Consider the following 13,527-nt stretch of genomic DNA (forward strand, 5'->3'; position numbering starts at 1 on the left):
GTCGATGCACCGCGCGCCCGAGACCCGAACGCGCGATCGCGGGATGCCCCGGATGGCGGGGCATCGGTGGGGTGAGGCCGGGTCAGGGCTCGGCCGGCACGGGCACCGATGCGGGGCCGGATGCGCTCGGCGTCGCGCGCGCGTCCCGCGCCACCCGGAACCAGAGGGCGTAGAGCGCCGGCAGGAACAGCAGCGTCAGCAGGGTCCCGACCCCGACGCCGCCGATCAGCACGTAGGCCAGCGCCCCCCAGAACACCGAGTGCGTGAGCGGGATGAAGGCCAGCATCGCGGCGGCGGCCGTCAGGATCACCGGTCGGGCCCGCCGCACCGTCGATTCGACGATGGCCTCGTAATCCGACAGCCCCGCCGCGCGGTCGTGGTGGATCTGATCCACCAGGATCAGCGTGTTGCGCATCAGGATGCCCGACAGCGCGATCAGGCCGAGGATCGCGTTGAAGCCGAAGGGCTGGTGGAAGACGAGCAGCGTCGGGACGGCACCGACGAGGCCGAGCGGCGCGGTCGCGAACACCATGACCATGGTGGTGAACGAGCGGACCTGCAGCATGATGACCGTCAGGGTCACGATCAGCATCAGCGGGAAGACCGTCACCAGCGCCGTCATCGCCTTCTCGCTCTCCTCCACCGAGCCGGCCGTGTCGATCCGGTAGCCGGGCGGCAGCTTCGCCTTCACGGCGGCGAGTTCGGGGACGATCTGCGCGTGAATGTCCGGCGGCTGCTTGCCGTCGATCACGTCGCCCTGCACGCGGATATAGGTCTCGCGGTTGTAGCGCTTGAGCACCGCGTCCTCGTTGCGGCTCTCCAAGTGCGCAACCTGCGAGAGGGGCACCTGCCGCCCGTCCCTCGTGGTCAGCGTCAGGTCGCCGATGTCGCCCAGCGAGCGGCGCTCGGGACCGGGGCTGCGGAGGACGACGTCGACGGAGCGCAGGTTCTCGCGGACCTGGGTCGCCGGCGTCCCGTTGAGGTAGCTCTGCAGCTGCTGGCCGGCCTCCTTCGGCGTCAGGCCGATCAGGCGCAGGCGCTCCTGGTCGAGGGCGAGGTGCAGACTCGGCGTCCTGTCGCCCCAGTCGAGGTGGACGAGGCGCATGTTGGGATTGGCCATCATGACGTCGCGCACCTGCGCGGCAACGCGGCGGATGACGTCGAGGTCGGGTCCGACCACCCGGAAGGCGACGGGGAAGCGCACCGGCGGCCCGAACACGATCTGCAGCACCCGCACCCGCGCCTCGGGGAAGCCGCCCGCGTCGACGAGCTGGCGCACCTTGCCGCGCAGCACGTCGCGGGCGTGGGCGTCGGCGGTCTGGACGACGATCTGCGCGAAGGCGGGGTCCGGCAGCTCCGGATCGAAGGAGAGCACGAAGCGCGGCATGCCCTGGCCGATATAGCTCGTGATCTCGCCCGCCTCGGGGATCGCGCGCACGGCCGCCTCGACCTTCCGCACGCTCGCCTCGGTGGTGGCGAAGGCGGAGCCGGTCGGGAGGGTCACCTCGACGATGAGCTCGGAGCGCTCCGAGTTCGGGAAGAACTGCTTCTCGACCTTGCCCATGCCGGCCGCGGCCGCGGCGAACAGCGCCACGGTGATGCCGGCCGCCAGCCACTTGTGATCGACCGAGAGCCGCACGACCCGGCGCAGGCGCTGATAGTTCCGCGTGGCGTAGATCGCCGCGTGCCCACCTTCCACCTGTCTGATGTCCGGCAGGAGCTTGACGCCGAGATAGGGCGTGAAGGTCACGGCCACGATCCACGAGACGATCAGCGAGAAGGCCACGACCCAGAAGATGTTGCCGGCGTACTCGCCCGCCGTGGAGGCGGCGAAGCCCACCGGCAGGAAGCCCGCGACGGTGACGAGCGTGCCGGTCAGCATGGGCGCGGCGGTGGCGCTCCAGGCATGAGTCGCCGCCGAGACCCGGTCGGCGCCTTCCTCCATGCGCACCACCATCATCTCGATGGCGATGATCGCGTCGTCGACGAGGAGGCCGAGCGAGATGATCAGGGCACCGAGCGTGATGCGGTCGAAGTCGCGGCCGGTGACCATCATGACCACGAACACCGCCGAGAGGGTCAGCGGCACGGCCAGCGCCACCACGACGCCGACCCGGAAGCCTAGGGCCACGAGGCTGACGAAGATCACCACCGAGAGCGCGGTGAAGAACTTCACCATGAACTCGTGGACGGCGTCGTCGATCACCTTCGCCTGGTCGGTGATCTTCGTGAAGGTGATGCCGGTCGGGAGTTCGTGATGGATCGCGACCTCCTCGGCATTGAGCGCCTGGCCCAGGCTGAGGCCGTTGAAGCCCGGCTTCATCACGAGGCCCAGCACCAGGGCCGGCGCGCCGTCGTTGCGGATCGCGAAGACCTTCGGGTCCTCGTAGCCGCGCCTCACCACGGCGATGTCGCCGAGCTTGAGGCTGCGGTCGCCGGCCGCCACCGGGAGATTGCGGAGCGCGTCGAGGCCGTCGATGGCGCCGTCGAGCCGCAGGTACACGCGCGGGCCGTCGGCCTCGACGAAGCCGGCCGGCGTCACGTCGTTCTGGTTGGCGAGCGCCGCCAGGAGCTGCTGGCCGGTGATGCCCAGGGTCGCGAGGCGCTGGTAGGAGACCTCGACGAAGATCTTCTGCGCCTGCTCGCCGAGGATGTTGATCTTCTCGACGCCGGGCACGCGCAGCAGGCGCTGGCGCAGGTCCTCGGCGCGCAGCACGAGATGCCGGTGCGGCAGTCCCTCGGCCTGGAGCGCGTAGAGGGCGAAGTAGACGTCCGAGAACTCGTCGTTGAACAGCGGCCCGAGCACGCCGCGCGGCAGGCTGGAGGCCTGATCGGAGAGCTTCTTGCGCGCCTGGTAGAACTCCGACTGGAGCTTGGCCGGTGGCATCGAGTCCCTGAAGAAGACCTTCATCAGCATCAGGCCGGGGCGAACGGTCGTCTCGACCCGGTCGTAGTAGACGAGTTCCTGGAGACGCTTCTCTAGCGGGTCGGCGACCTGCCGCTGCATCTCGTCGGTGGTCGCGCCGGGCCAGGCGGCCGAGACCGCCATGGTCTTGACCGTGAAGGTCGGGTCCTCGGCGCGCCCGAGCTTCTGGAAGGCGAAGATCCCGGCCGCCGTGACCGCGAGCAGGAGGAACAGCGTGACGGCGCGCTCGCGCACCGCCAGGGCCGAGAGGTTGAAGCCGGAGGCGTTCATCGGCCAGCCTCCGCCATGCTCGCGCTCGCCGGCCGGACCTTCTGCCCGGCCTTGAGCAGATGGGCGCCGAGCGCGACGATCCGGTCGCCGGGGTTCAGACCGGAGGCGATCTCGGCGCTCTCCTCCGACAGGCGCGCGACGGTGACGGGCTGCGCCGCGACGGTCTGGGTCTCGGCGTCGTAGCGCCAGACGGCGGAGCCGCCGCCCTGGTCGAACAGGGCCCCGAGCGGCACGGACACCCAAGTCCTCGCCTGTGCCTGGGCAGGGGTCAGCTGGAGCGTCACGGTCGCCCCGAGGGGCGCGGTCTCGCCGCCGCCCGAGAGGATGTAGCGGGCGCGGTAGGTGCGGGTCGCCGGGTCGGCCGTGGCCGACAGTTCCCGGAGCTTGGCCGGATAGGTGCTCTCCCCCTCGGCGTAGAGGGTCGCCGACGCCGTGCCTCTCGCGCGCTGCCGGCTCCCCTCCGGCACGAACACCTCCGCCTCGCGGGCGCCGTCGCGGGCGAGCTTCACCACCGTCTGCCCCGCGGCGACGACTTGGCCCGGCTCGCTCGGCACCTCCATCACGACGCCGTCGGCATCGGCCTGGAGTTCGGAATAGCCCGCCTGGTTGGCGATCTGGCTCGCCTGCGCCTCGGCGTTGGCGAACTGGGCGATGGCGGCGTCCGCCGCGGCCCTGTTCTGGTCGTAGGTCTGCTTCGAGGTCCAACCGTCGCCGACGAGCTTGCGGCTGCGCTCCTCGTCGGCCCTCGCCTTGATCATCTGCGCGCGGGCCGCCTCGACCGAGGCGCGGGCCGCGTTGAGCGCCAGGGTGAAGTCGGTCCGGTCGAGCCGCATCAGGGGCTGCCCGAGGCGCACGTGGTCGCCCGGGTCGACGAGGCGCTCGAAGATCTTGCCCCCGACCCGGAAGCCGAGATTGCTCTCGGTCCGGGCCCGGATCACGCCGGTGTAGCGCGCGGCGGCCGCCGTGGCGGGCGCGACCGCGACGGTCTGGACCAGCGGCGGCTCCGGCGTGACGGCGGTCTCGGCGGGCGAGCATGCCGCGAGCGCCAAGCCGGCGAACCCGATCACCCATCGCCCATCCATCGCCATAACCCCGTCGCCTAAAAATTATAGTCATCATTTATTATGGCGGCGCGGGGCGGTCAATGGCTCCGGAGGCGTTCGACCCGCTGGCTCGCTTCGGTGACGGCCGAGCGCCTCACGTGACCGGGCGGACGCGCCGCTCTCGGCCGGATGCGTCCGGCAGCCAGATGCCTATGCCGGGCGCTCGAGACATCCTCGGTCGTGGTCGAGGGCCAGCACCGTCCGAAGGTGAGGCCCAAGCTCTCCCCTCCGGCCGCCGGCCCGGCGTGCGTCCTGTCCCCTTGAAGAGGCCGGCCCCCGCCGGCATCTCATGAACATGCCCGATGTCGCGCTCGACGAAGCCAGCCTCACCCGCTTTCTCGACGCCTTTTACGGCCGCGTGCGCGGCGACGCGCTGATCGGACCCGTCTTCGCGGCCGCGATCGCCGACGCGGACTGGCCCCGGCACATGGAGACCGTCCGGGCGTTCTGGTCGTCGGTCCTCTTCAGGTCGGGCCGGTACAAGGGCAATCCGTTCGGGAAGCATCTCGCGCTGGGCCGTCTCCGGCCCGAGCACTTCGCGCGATGGCTCGGCCTGTTCGAGGAAACAGCCTCCGCCCACTTCGCGTCCGAACCTGCCGCCCTCCTGATCGCGCGCGCCCACCGCATCGGCGACAGTCTGAAGGCCGGCCTGTTCTTCCGGCCGGACGTGTCGCCCGTGCGCGATGCAGGATCGGCCGCGCCGTGACCCTCGGAACGGCTCAGGCGTAGGACGCGCAGGGAGCCCTGGACTGGCAGGCGGCCCGGGATTCCGGAGGTCTCGGAGCGCGGCCAGCCTCGTGCGCGCGCGACGGCAGCGGATCGGCCACAGCACGATCGCCACGTTGACGGCGTTCCAGGCCGACCCGTTGACGAACGCCGCACGGTAGGAGCCGGTGGCGTCGAAGATCACTCCCGTGAGCCAGCCGCCCAGCGCCATGGCGGCGAGCGTCGCCATCAGTACCGCACCGATCCGCGCCCCGGCCTCCTCGGCCGCGAGGTCCTCGCGCACGATGATCGCGTAGGCCGGCACGATGCCGCCCTGGAACAGGCCGAACAGGGCCGAGATCACGTAGAGCGAGGTCAGGTCGTCGAACGCGGGATAGAGCGCGAGTGCCGCCGCCTGCAGCAGCGCATCGGCCAGCAGCGTCGCGAGGCCGCCGACGGCGAAGCCGAGCATCGTGAGGGTAGAGGGCAGTGCGGCCGCCCGATCAACCCCGAACTCGGCCTGCACCGCGGACAGCACGACGACGACCGACCACATGCCGACGCCCCCGACCGTGCCGGGCGCCGTCGCCGCGGCGAGCCGACGCCAGGCGCGGCCAGAGTCAGCGATCCCGTCCTCAGCCATTCCGGCGCAGATCTGACTCCGCCCGTGCGGCGTCTTTCACACGAGAGCGCCGTCGCCGGCACCGCGCCCGATCGTCGGGACGGTCCTCAGACAATCCTGTCGCCCGGCGGCCGATGCGGCCCGCCGGTGGATTGCGCCGTCGCCTGCGGGGCGGACGCCGGCAACGGGTCGCGAGCAACGCCGCGCCCTGCCGGACTGATCAGGTCCCGACCTGAATGCCGCGGGGCGGCCGCTCCGCTCGGAGGAGCAGGCCCGCGACAGTCTCGATCCCGCCGGTAAGCGCTCGACCGGCCCTGCCGCGGCGCGGGATCGGTGATAGACGGGCAGCCCGGCGCGCCGCCCGCCAGCGGCACGGGCCCGGGTTGGGGCTACCATCTGTCAGCCAATTTCGGGCATCGATGGCGGCCACCCACCGATCACTGCGTACGAGAGGGCTGACGCCACGATGCGAACGATCGTTTATGCCGATGGCGGATGCGACCCGAACCCCGGGCCGGGGGGGTGGGGCGTCGTCATCGCGGCCCCGGACGGCACAGTGGAGCTGTGCGGTGGAGAGCCCGGCACCACGACCAACAACCGGATGGAGCTGACCGCCGCGATCAAGGGCCTCGAGCATTTTCCCGCCGGGGCCGCGATCGAGATGCGGTGCGACAGCCAGTACGTCGTCAAATCCGTGACCGAGTGGATGCGCGGCTGGAAGGCGAGGGGCTGGCGCTCGACCACGGGTGACGTGAAGAACGTCGATCTCATGAAGCGCCTCGACGAATTGAACGCGGCGCGCGACGTGAAGTGGACCTGGGTCCGGGGACATGCCGGCGACCGTCTCAACGAGCGCGCCGACGCGCTCGTCCACCGGGGCCGCCGCGAAGCGAAGCTCGGCAAGCTCGAGTCGCGGACCAGTGCCGCCCCCGTCACGGCCCCGACCGCCGCACCGACCCCGGCGAGCCGGGGCGCCGACCTGCGCGTCGATCTCGCGCTCGGTCTTCAGGTCGCTCGGGCCGCGAAGGCGGCGGGCGTCACCCCCGACGCCCTGGTCGACGATGCGATCCGCTTCTACCTCGAGATCGGTCCGAGCGAGGTCGCACGCCTGCGATCGGGCCGGACGTAGCGGTCGGGGCCGGACGGGGCGACACCCGGTCGCCGCTTCGATCCGAACTGTGCTGCCTGCGCCCGCCGCTCGAACAGCAGCCGGCCGGCTCACGGGACAGTCACGGGGGGCGACGCGGTCTCCCCGAAGGCCTGCTCCAGTCTGATCGTTGCCTGCCCGTTTCGGGCGGCCGTTCGTGGAAGCGGGCACCGTCTCCGCGCCCGCTTCCGGCCCGCGAATCTTGAGCCGCAAAATTATATACAATAGACGGCCTCGTTCCCATCTCGCCCATCGAACGGCGAGTTGCGCGCGCGGGCCGCGGATGCAACCGCTCTTCTCGATAGACAGTCTTCATCTTCGGAACGCGTTCCGTCGATGGCGGGAGATGGTCTGCGAGCGGCCGGTACCGGCCGAATTGCGGACCTTCCGCGACGCTCGGTTCCAGGGTCGTCTGGAGATGTGTCGAGCATCGGCCAACTGCCGATCTCGCACTTCTCCCACACGGCGGTGCCAACCGAGGCGACGGCCGACGCGGTCCGGCGCAAGGGCCCGCACGACCGCGTCTACGCGGTCATGAAGTTCTCCGGCCGAGACACTGTCCAGCAAGGCGACCGGGAGGCGGCGAGCCGGACGGGCGACTTCGTGGTCCTCGATGCGCGCCCGAGCGTCATCCAGACGGAGACGGGCGGCGCCCTGGTCCTCGACCTTCCGCGCGAGCGTTTCGAGGCCGTGCTGGTCCGTCCCGGCTGTTCAGTGTCCTCACGGTCGGAGCGGTCCTCGCCTCCACGATCCTGGCGAACACACACCTCCGGGACCTGATCCGGGTGAGCGATCGACTCAGCCCCGACGCGGCCACGCGCACGGCGTCGATCGGGATTGACGGGATCGCCGCGTAACGGCGGCCGGCGTCCGGCTGTTCGTTCGACCCGCACCGCCGGCCCGCCTCCGGCAGGCGTGCGGGGACGGGGACGCGGCCTTGGCGCCCTCTCACGGCTCCGGAGACGGACCTTCGATCGGACGCCGATCGATATGTCTTTGCTAGATCTGGCGGCAGCCAGATATTGACCGCGGCATGAGTGTCGATAATTAATGAAATGTCTCGGATCTGAAACTGCTTACGCCATAGCGACCACCTTGTTGGATCGGAGCGCTCCGGTGCCTCGGATTGTAGATGTTTGCATCGGCAGGACGTCCTCGAAGAAGACTTATAGACAGCTGTCCATCCTTTCAGGAACCGGTGCTCTATGAAAATCGTTCGCGCGATCGCGGTCTTCATCCAGAAAGTCGTTCACAGGATCCTGCAGTGGCCATCTAAGGCGATTCACCAAATCTATTCCATTAGACTTATTAAGACGAGAAGAGAAGACGGCAGGGCTAGCCTCGTGCGAGCCCACGCTTCCAACCTCTCGGAATTGCGAGACGACGTGAGATTGCTTGGGCAGGCTCTGGTGGAGGACGGCTTCTGCGTGGCGGATGCCGGGATGTTCGAGTCGTTCGGAAGCGTGAAGTTTCAGGCTGCCGCGAATGAGATTTACGATTGCATGGAGGAACATTACCTCAGGACCGGTCGGAACATCGACACCATAAAATTGCTCGACCTGTATCCTTCTCTCTTGGATCAGTTCAAGATCGTCTTTCGAGCCGGTCTCGACATCGGGGTTCTGGAAATTGTCGAGCAGTATCTGAGGCTTCCCGCGGCCTACGGGGGCGTTGATATATTCTTTACTGTAGCCGACGGGTCGGAGAGAGGTGCGAGAACTTGGCACAGGGATAGCGAGGACAATCCCATGGTGAAAGTTGCCGTCTATCTCAATGACGTCGATGACAGTGGCGGGCCACTGGAAATCCTTCATCTACAGCATCTTGCCCCTATGTCGCGGACATTTCGCGGGTTCAGGCATCAAAAACTTGTAAATCTCCAGAAAGAAGGCAAAATTGATTTCGATGTCACATCATTTACCGGACCGAAAGGGACCGTAGTACTTTGCGATACCTTCAGATATTTCCACAGGGGCAAGCCAGCGACAGGGAGGAATCGAAGGGCGCTCTTCTTTAATTATTACGCCAACAAGCCCCTGACCCCTTATTTCTGCCCAAACCCACCCTTCTCATCCGATAAAATGGAAGCTCTGGTTTCGGATCTGTCCGCGAAGCAGAGGGACGCGGCTCTGTGGCGCGAGAGGCTGACAGGCATCGACAAACTGGTCACGAAAAGACGACCGTATCTGAATGTGTAGATTGTCGCGCGGGCAGCAAGGCGTCCGTAGCTATCGCGCGGAGCTTCGAGGAACTGTGATCCCGCTCGTGATTTGCCGGATGTGCGACGAAGGACCGTAATGCAAGAATCCTCGATGGCCGCCTGCGTGACCGGGATGGGTCGGGCACCGAATGGCCGCTCCGGGTCGTGTTTCCTCCGACCTCTGCCGCCGCGCAACGCGGCAGAAGCGGTCATCGCGGTGGCGCCGTAGCGTTCGAGCCGCGATGCTGTGCCAGGCGACGGCGGGCCCTGCACGCCGGAGTCTGGTCCGCGTAGCAACCTCGATGACGTAGCTGCCCCGCCCCTATCGTAGAACGTCCAGGCCCCCTGAGACGCGCGCGGCTCGGGCACCGCCCAGCCATCGGCCCAGCCATCGACTCTGAGGCGGGCGTTCAGCGCGTCGACCTGTTCCCGGCTGTCCGCGATGAAGCCGATGTGGTGCACTTCAGAATCCTCGGGATAGGCGAACGCGCCGCGATTCCGGGTAAAGTCGTTGAGAACCAGGACCATGTCGTGATCGTCGTGCAGGACGGCGAGCACCGTCCCGCGCATGACGGAGCAGAAGGCCAAAATAGGTGGCGAACATCGCCCGATCGGCGGGCCCGTTCAGGCCGGTCAGACCGATGTGATCGAGCGTCACGGAACGTACCTTCCCTGTCGACCGGAAAGGACGCGCTGGTAGTCGGCCGCTGACGGCGGCCGCCATGCACGAGCGATAGGCCCCCCGGACTACCGACCGGGCTGCGGCTTCTACACGTCCGCGTCCGAGCTCGGCAGCACGCCGCAGCCCGTCAACGGGGCACGCTCGGACGGCGCGTGAGCGTTCCGCGACCTCCGGGGCGCGGCCGGCCTACTCGCAGACCTCGACCTGCCGGACGTGCTCGTACCCGTACGGGTCGATGTACGCGCGTCGCTCGACGTGGCAGGCGCCATAGGGGTCGGGCGCGGCGTAGACGGGGCGACCCGGGTAGGGCCCGTTGCTGGCCGACGCGATGGCGCTGCCGGCCACGACGCCGCCGAGGATGCCCAGCGCCACGGCCCCGCCGACGCCGAGGCCGCGCGCCTGAGCGGCCGGCGGGGTGGCACAGAGTGCCAGAGCGACCAGGGCAGCCGCACCGCCGGTTCGCAGAAACGATTGACGCATGGTGTCCTCCCATCTCCTCGTTGAGGCCACCGTGAGCCCGTAACCGCCGGTTCTCGGTGCTGATCGGCACGCCGCGTTCAGCGCACACCCTACTCGATGCGGGCCGGCGCCCGACAACTCCCCGAGCGCCTTCCGGAGCGGCGGGCGCCAGCACCGCCGCCGCTGATCCGGATCAGCGGCGCTTCTGGGCGCCGCCGGTAGCTCCCGCGTCCGGGGCGCTTCTCCGTGTCGGGGCCGGGCGCCGCGGCGATCGACCGATCGACAGACCGACGGGAGCGCGCCAGCTACAGCAGCGCCGTCGGGCGCAGCCGCAACGGTCCCTGTCGGCCCGGGGCGCGCCGTTCAGTCAACGTCGAGAGGGACATCCGGAATGGGAAGCGAAGCGCGACACCCGCAATCGCGAGCCGCGTTGGCCGTGTTCGTCGCCGCCGGCATCGCCTTGGCGGGCGCCGGTACGATCGGCTGGCGCTGGTACAGCTACGTCACGGCCGGCGCCTCGCCCTACGACGAGGTCGGCATCGAGGTGAACCGCCGCCTGCCGGAGCCGCTCCGTGCGTGGGGCTGCCAGCGCATCAAGGAGCGCTTCCCCCGCGCCGTGCCACCCTACGGTTGCCAGCCTGGACAGGTCTGAGGGCTGCTGGGCCGCCGGGCGATTCCGCCCCGCCGTCGATCCTATTCAGGGCTGTGGAGCAACCCGGACCGGACGCACGGCCTTCGGAAGCGCGCCGCGCTCGTGAACAAGGCCGCCATGCGCGGTCTCTGCACTCGTCGTCGGTTTGTGCCTGGCCTCCATGCCGCTCGGCGCGGCACGGGCACAACCGGCTCCGAAGCCTGCGCCCGCGGCGGCGCCGGATCCGACCCTGCTGAAGGTTGCCCGGGAGACCGTCGCGCAGATGCGGGGCGACCGAACCGCGACGCACGGCTCAATGGCGGCCCCGGTGATCGGCATGATGCAGCAGATCGGGATCGAGGTGCCCGACAAAGTCCAGGTGCTGGTGCAGGAGGTCGTCATGCCGACGCCGACGGCGCACTACGACGAGCTGCTCGCCATCCAGGCGCGCGGTTTCGCCACCGTACTGAACAAGGACGAGTTGCAGGCCATCGCGGCCTTCCACGCGCCGCCCGCCGGGAAACGCCTCGCGGCAGTCCAGCCGCCACTTGCTCGGATTCAGCGCGCGGGCATGCAGCAATGGATGCAGTCCGTGATGCCGGCGATGCAGGGCAAGCCGACGACGGCCATCCAGGCCCACGGCTGGCCGCCGGGCAAACCGGCGAAGCTGCGTTAAACAGGTGCGAGCCGCGATGCGGTCGAAGCAGATCGTCGACCGGCTTCGACCGCGCTGCCATGCCAGACACCGTGCCAGACGCCACGCGGGGCGCTCGGGCCGTTCGGCGAGTCTCGAAGGGTCAGCCGATGGCCCAGAACAGCGGCAGCGCGCCCGCGAGGAACAGGGCCGAGGAGACGAGCACGGCGAGGGGCTCGCGGTGATGCAGGACGAAGGCGTGAGGGCTGGCGAACATGGCAAGGCCGGATCGGGAAAGAGGTCAGCACGCTCGCGCCTGAACCTTGACGGATCGAGGGCGCTTCGCGCTGTCCACAGGTGATGGCCGACCTCTGTCGCTGCCGCGCCACATCCTTTTGGATGTGCTCGGGCGCACTTCGCGAACGGTGTTTCTGGCATACCAAATTCACCAGGCCGTCTTTCCCCCCTCGGCGGCCCGATCCAGCGGCGCAGTGACCCTACGGGTTGCTGCGCCGTTGTCGTTGTGGATCCGGCCCGGCGCGACCGCCCCGTTCGTATCGGTCCCGCGCCGAGGCTTCTCGGCGGTGCGCGGGCCGGGGGAAGCGAGATCCACGATGGACCCCGATCGGGGCCCTCGACGCAGCGAGGCCGCGCATCGGAACGGCGGTCGCGCCGTCAGGACGCGATGCGCCGCGCGGCCGGCGCGTCGTCCCTGGTCGTCTGCGCGGAGGGTGTCCAGAGGATCGACCGGTCGACCGCGCGGATGTCGCGATGGCCGCACAGGGCCATCGTCGTGTCGAGTTCCGTACGGATGATCTCCAGGGAGCGGGCGACGCCCGCCTGACCGTAGGCGCCGAGCCCGTAGAGGAAGGCGCGGCCGATGAACACGCCCTTCGCACCCAGGGCGACGGCTTTCAGGACGTCCTGGCCCGAGCGGATCCCGCCGTCCATCAGGACCTCGATGCGCGGGCCGACCGCGTCCGCGATTCCGGGAAGCGCGGCGATGGACGAGGGGGCGCCGTCGAGCTGCCTCCCGCCATGGTTCGAGACGATGAGCGCATCGGCCCCGGTCGCGGCCGCCTTCTCGGCATCCTCCACGTCCAGGATGCCCTTCAGGATCAGAGGGCCCTGCCACCGGTCGCGGATCCGCCGCACGTCGTCCCAGTCCAGGCGCGGGTCGAACTGGTCCGCCGTCCAGGCCGAGATTGAGCGGGTATCGCGCACGCCGTCCACGTGCCCCACGATGTTGCGGAACGTCCGGCGCTGCGTGCGCAGCATGGACCAGCACCAGCGCGGCTTGGTCAGGAGATCGAGGGCGGTGCCCGGCGTCAGCCTCGGCGGGGCCGACAGGCCGTTTCGGATATCCTTGTGGCGCTGCCCGAGGATCTGGAGGTCCAGCGTCAGGACCAGGGCCGAGCAGCCCGCCGCCTTCGCGCGGTCGATGAGGCGGTCGTTGAAGCTGCGGTCGCGCATGACGTACAGCTGAAACCAGAACGGCTTGCTCACGGTCTCCGCGACATCCTCGATGCTGCAGATGCTCATCGTCGACAGCGTGAACGGCACCCCCGCCGCCTCCGCCGCCCGCGCGGCCAGGATCTCGCCGTCGGCGTGCTGCATGCCCGTGAGGCCCGTCGGCGCCAGGGCGACGGGCATCGCGACGGCCTGGCCGGCCATCGTCGTGGCGAGGGAGCGGTCGGTCATGTCGACCGCGACGCGCTGGCGGAGCTTGATGCCGGCGAAATCGGCCTCGTTCGCGCGGTAGGTCGACTCCGTCCACGAACCGGAATCGCAGTAATCGTAGAACATCCGCGGCACGCGCCGCTTCGCGACCCGCCGCAGGTCCTCGACCGTCGTGATGATGGGCGCCATGGGAGGTTCGGCCTCGCGACTGGATGACGGGACCGGTCGCGGGACAGGCGGGCTCGCGCCCGCTCGTACGCCGCACGCGTTTCAGGTCGCGATGCCCCGTGCTGGACGCTCAACGGTGCAACGGTTCGCCGGAAAACGGAAGCGCGTCGTCGCGGAATGCACCGTCCCGGCGGGATGCACGGCCTGCTCAACGGCCGCGAACGGTCCGTCGCGGGAGACCGCCGGTCGCGAGGCCGGTCGCGTCCGGCTTCCCGCGCGCGGACGCCGGTCCTATCGCGC

10 protein-coding genes are annotated in these 13,527 nt (G+C 69.2%); 6 read left to right on the forward strand and 4 right to left on the reverse strand.

Annotated features, from left to right (window positions below; all coding sequences use genetic code 11):
• Window positions 1-82: 82 nt before the first annotated feature.
• Both ACTJK8_RS21345 and ACTJK8_RS21350 read right to left on the reverse strand, forming a co-directional pair.
• Complete coding sequence (locus tag ACTJK8_RS21345; protein WP_127993210.1) at window positions 83-3,196, reverse strand: efflux RND transporter permease subunit; 3,114 nt, start codon at window positions 3,194-3,196, stop codon at window positions 83-85.
• Entirely contained in the window at window positions 3,193-4,278 is a 1,086-nt protein-coding gene (locus ACTJK8_RS21350; RefSeq protein WP_024827263.1) for an efflux RND transporter periplasmic adaptor subunit, read from the reverse strand. Before ACTJK8_RS21350 ends, ACTJK8_RS21345 begins: the two co-directional genes overlap by 4 nt.
• Before the next feature lie 316 nt (window positions 4,279-4,594).
• On the opposite strand from ACTJK8_RS21350, the gene ACTJK8_RS21355 reads away from it, so the two are divergent.
• The 4 genes from ACTJK8_RS21355 to ACTJK8_RS21370 all read left to right on the forward strand — a co-directional run bounded on the left by ACTJK8_RS21355 (window position 4,595) and on the right by ACTJK8_RS21370 (window position 8,971).
• A complete protein-coding gene (locus ACTJK8_RS21355; RefSeq protein ID WP_116656683.1) occupies window positions 4,595-5,005 on the forward strand; it encodes a group III truncated hemoglobin in 411 nt (136 codons plus the stop codon).
• Window positions 5,006-6,092: 1,087 nt separating this feature from the next.
• Window positions 6,093-6,755, forward strand: coding sequence for a ribonuclease H family protein (locus ACTJK8_RS21360; RefSeq protein WP_029359006.1), 663 nt, complete (start codon window positions 6,093-6,095; stop codon window positions 6,753-6,755).
• A gap of 438 nt (window positions 6,756-7,193) precedes the next feature.
• Entirely contained in the window at window positions 7,194-7,553 is a 360-nt protein-coding gene (locus ACTJK8_RS21365) for a hypothetical protein (protein WP_440762477.1), read from the forward strand.
• Between the two features lie 425 nt (window positions 7,554-7,978).
• Window positions 7,979-8,971, forward strand: a complete 993-nt coding sequence (locus ACTJK8_RS21370) for a hypothetical protein (protein WP_440762478.1) — start codon at window positions 7,979-7,981, stop codon at window positions 8,969-8,971.
• An 870-nt stretch (window positions 8,972-9,841) separates the two neighbouring features.
• On the opposite strand, the gene ACTJK8_RS21375 is transcribed toward ACTJK8_RS21370, so the two are convergent.
• Complete coding sequence (locus ACTJK8_RS21375) at window positions 9,842-10,135, reverse strand: hypothetical protein (protein ID WP_012329739.1); 294 nt, start codon at window positions 10,133-10,135, stop codon at window positions 9,842-9,844.
• 415 nt (window positions 10,136-10,550) lie between these two features.
• Here ACTJK8_RS21375 and ACTJK8_RS21380 point away from each other — a divergent pair, with 415 nt between their 5' ends.
• Both ACTJK8_RS21380 and ACTJK8_RS21385 read left to right on the forward strand, forming a co-directional pair.
• Window positions 10,551-10,766: a hypothetical protein gene (locus tag ACTJK8_RS21380; RefSeq protein WP_164891429.1), complete on the forward strand. Its 216-nt coding sequence runs from the start codon at window positions 10,551-10,553 to the stop codon at window positions 10,764-10,766.
• Window positions 10,767-10,926: 160 nt separating this feature from the next.
• Window positions 10,927-11,421 carry a DUF2059 domain-containing protein gene (locus ACTJK8_RS21385; protein ID WP_063111156.1) on the forward strand — a complete coding sequence of 165 codons (495 nt, stop codon included), beginning with the start codon at window positions 10,927-10,929 and terminating at the stop codon, window positions 11,419-11,421.
• Between the two features lie 633 nt (window positions 11,422-12,054).
• Here ACTJK8_RS21385 and ACTJK8_RS21390 read toward each other — a convergent pair.
• A complete protein-coding gene (locus tag ACTJK8_RS21390; protein WP_182179686.1) occupies window positions 12,055-13,248 on the reverse strand; it encodes an alpha-hydroxy acid oxidase in 1,194 nt (397 codons plus the stop codon).
• Window positions 13,249-13,527: the final 279 nt, after the last annotated feature.

It is taken from the genome of Methylobacterium sp. 22177, assembly GCF_052045615.1.
Lineage (GTDB): Bacteria > Pseudomonadota > Alphaproteobacteria > Rhizobiales > Beijerinckiaceae > Methylobacterium > Methylobacterium radiotolerans.

What these genes read in the sequence shown, in the direction of transcription:
- ACTJK8_RS21345 (WP_127993210.1), bottom strand. Translation starts at nt 3,196, where the DNA reads ATGAACGCCTCCGGCTTCAACCTCTCGGCCCTGGCGGTGCGCGAGCGC.
- ACTJK8_RS21350 (WP_024827263.1), bottom strand. Translation starts at nt 4,278, where the DNA reads ATGGATGGGCGATGGGTGATCGGGTTCGCCGGCTTGGCGCTCGCGGCA.
- ACTJK8_RS21355 (WP_116656683.1), top strand. Translation starts at nt 4,595, where the DNA reads ATGCCCGATGTCGCGCTCGACGAAGCCAGCCTCACCCGCTTTCTCGAC.
- ACTJK8_RS21360 (WP_029359006.1), top strand. Translation starts at nt 6,093, where the DNA reads ATGCGAACGATCGTTTATGCCGATGGCGGATGCGACCCGAACCCCGGG.
- ACTJK8_RS21370 (WP_440762478.1), top strand. Translation starts at nt 7,979, where the DNA reads ATGAAAATCGTTCGCGCGATCGCGGTCTTCATCCAGAAAGTCGTTCAC.
- ACTJK8_RS21375 (WP_012329739.1), bottom strand. Translation starts at nt 10,135, where the DNA reads ATGCGTCAATCGTTTCTGCGAACCGGCGGTGCGGCTGCCCTGGTCGCT.
- ACTJK8_RS21385 (WP_063111156.1), top strand. Translation starts at nt 10,927, where the DNA reads ATGCCGCTCGGCGCGGCACGGGCACAACCGGCTCCGAAGCCTGCGCCC.
- ACTJK8_RS21390 (WP_182179686.1), bottom strand. Translation starts at nt 13,248, where the DNA reads ATGGCGCCCATCATCACGACGGTCGAGGACCTGCGGCGGGTCGCGAAG.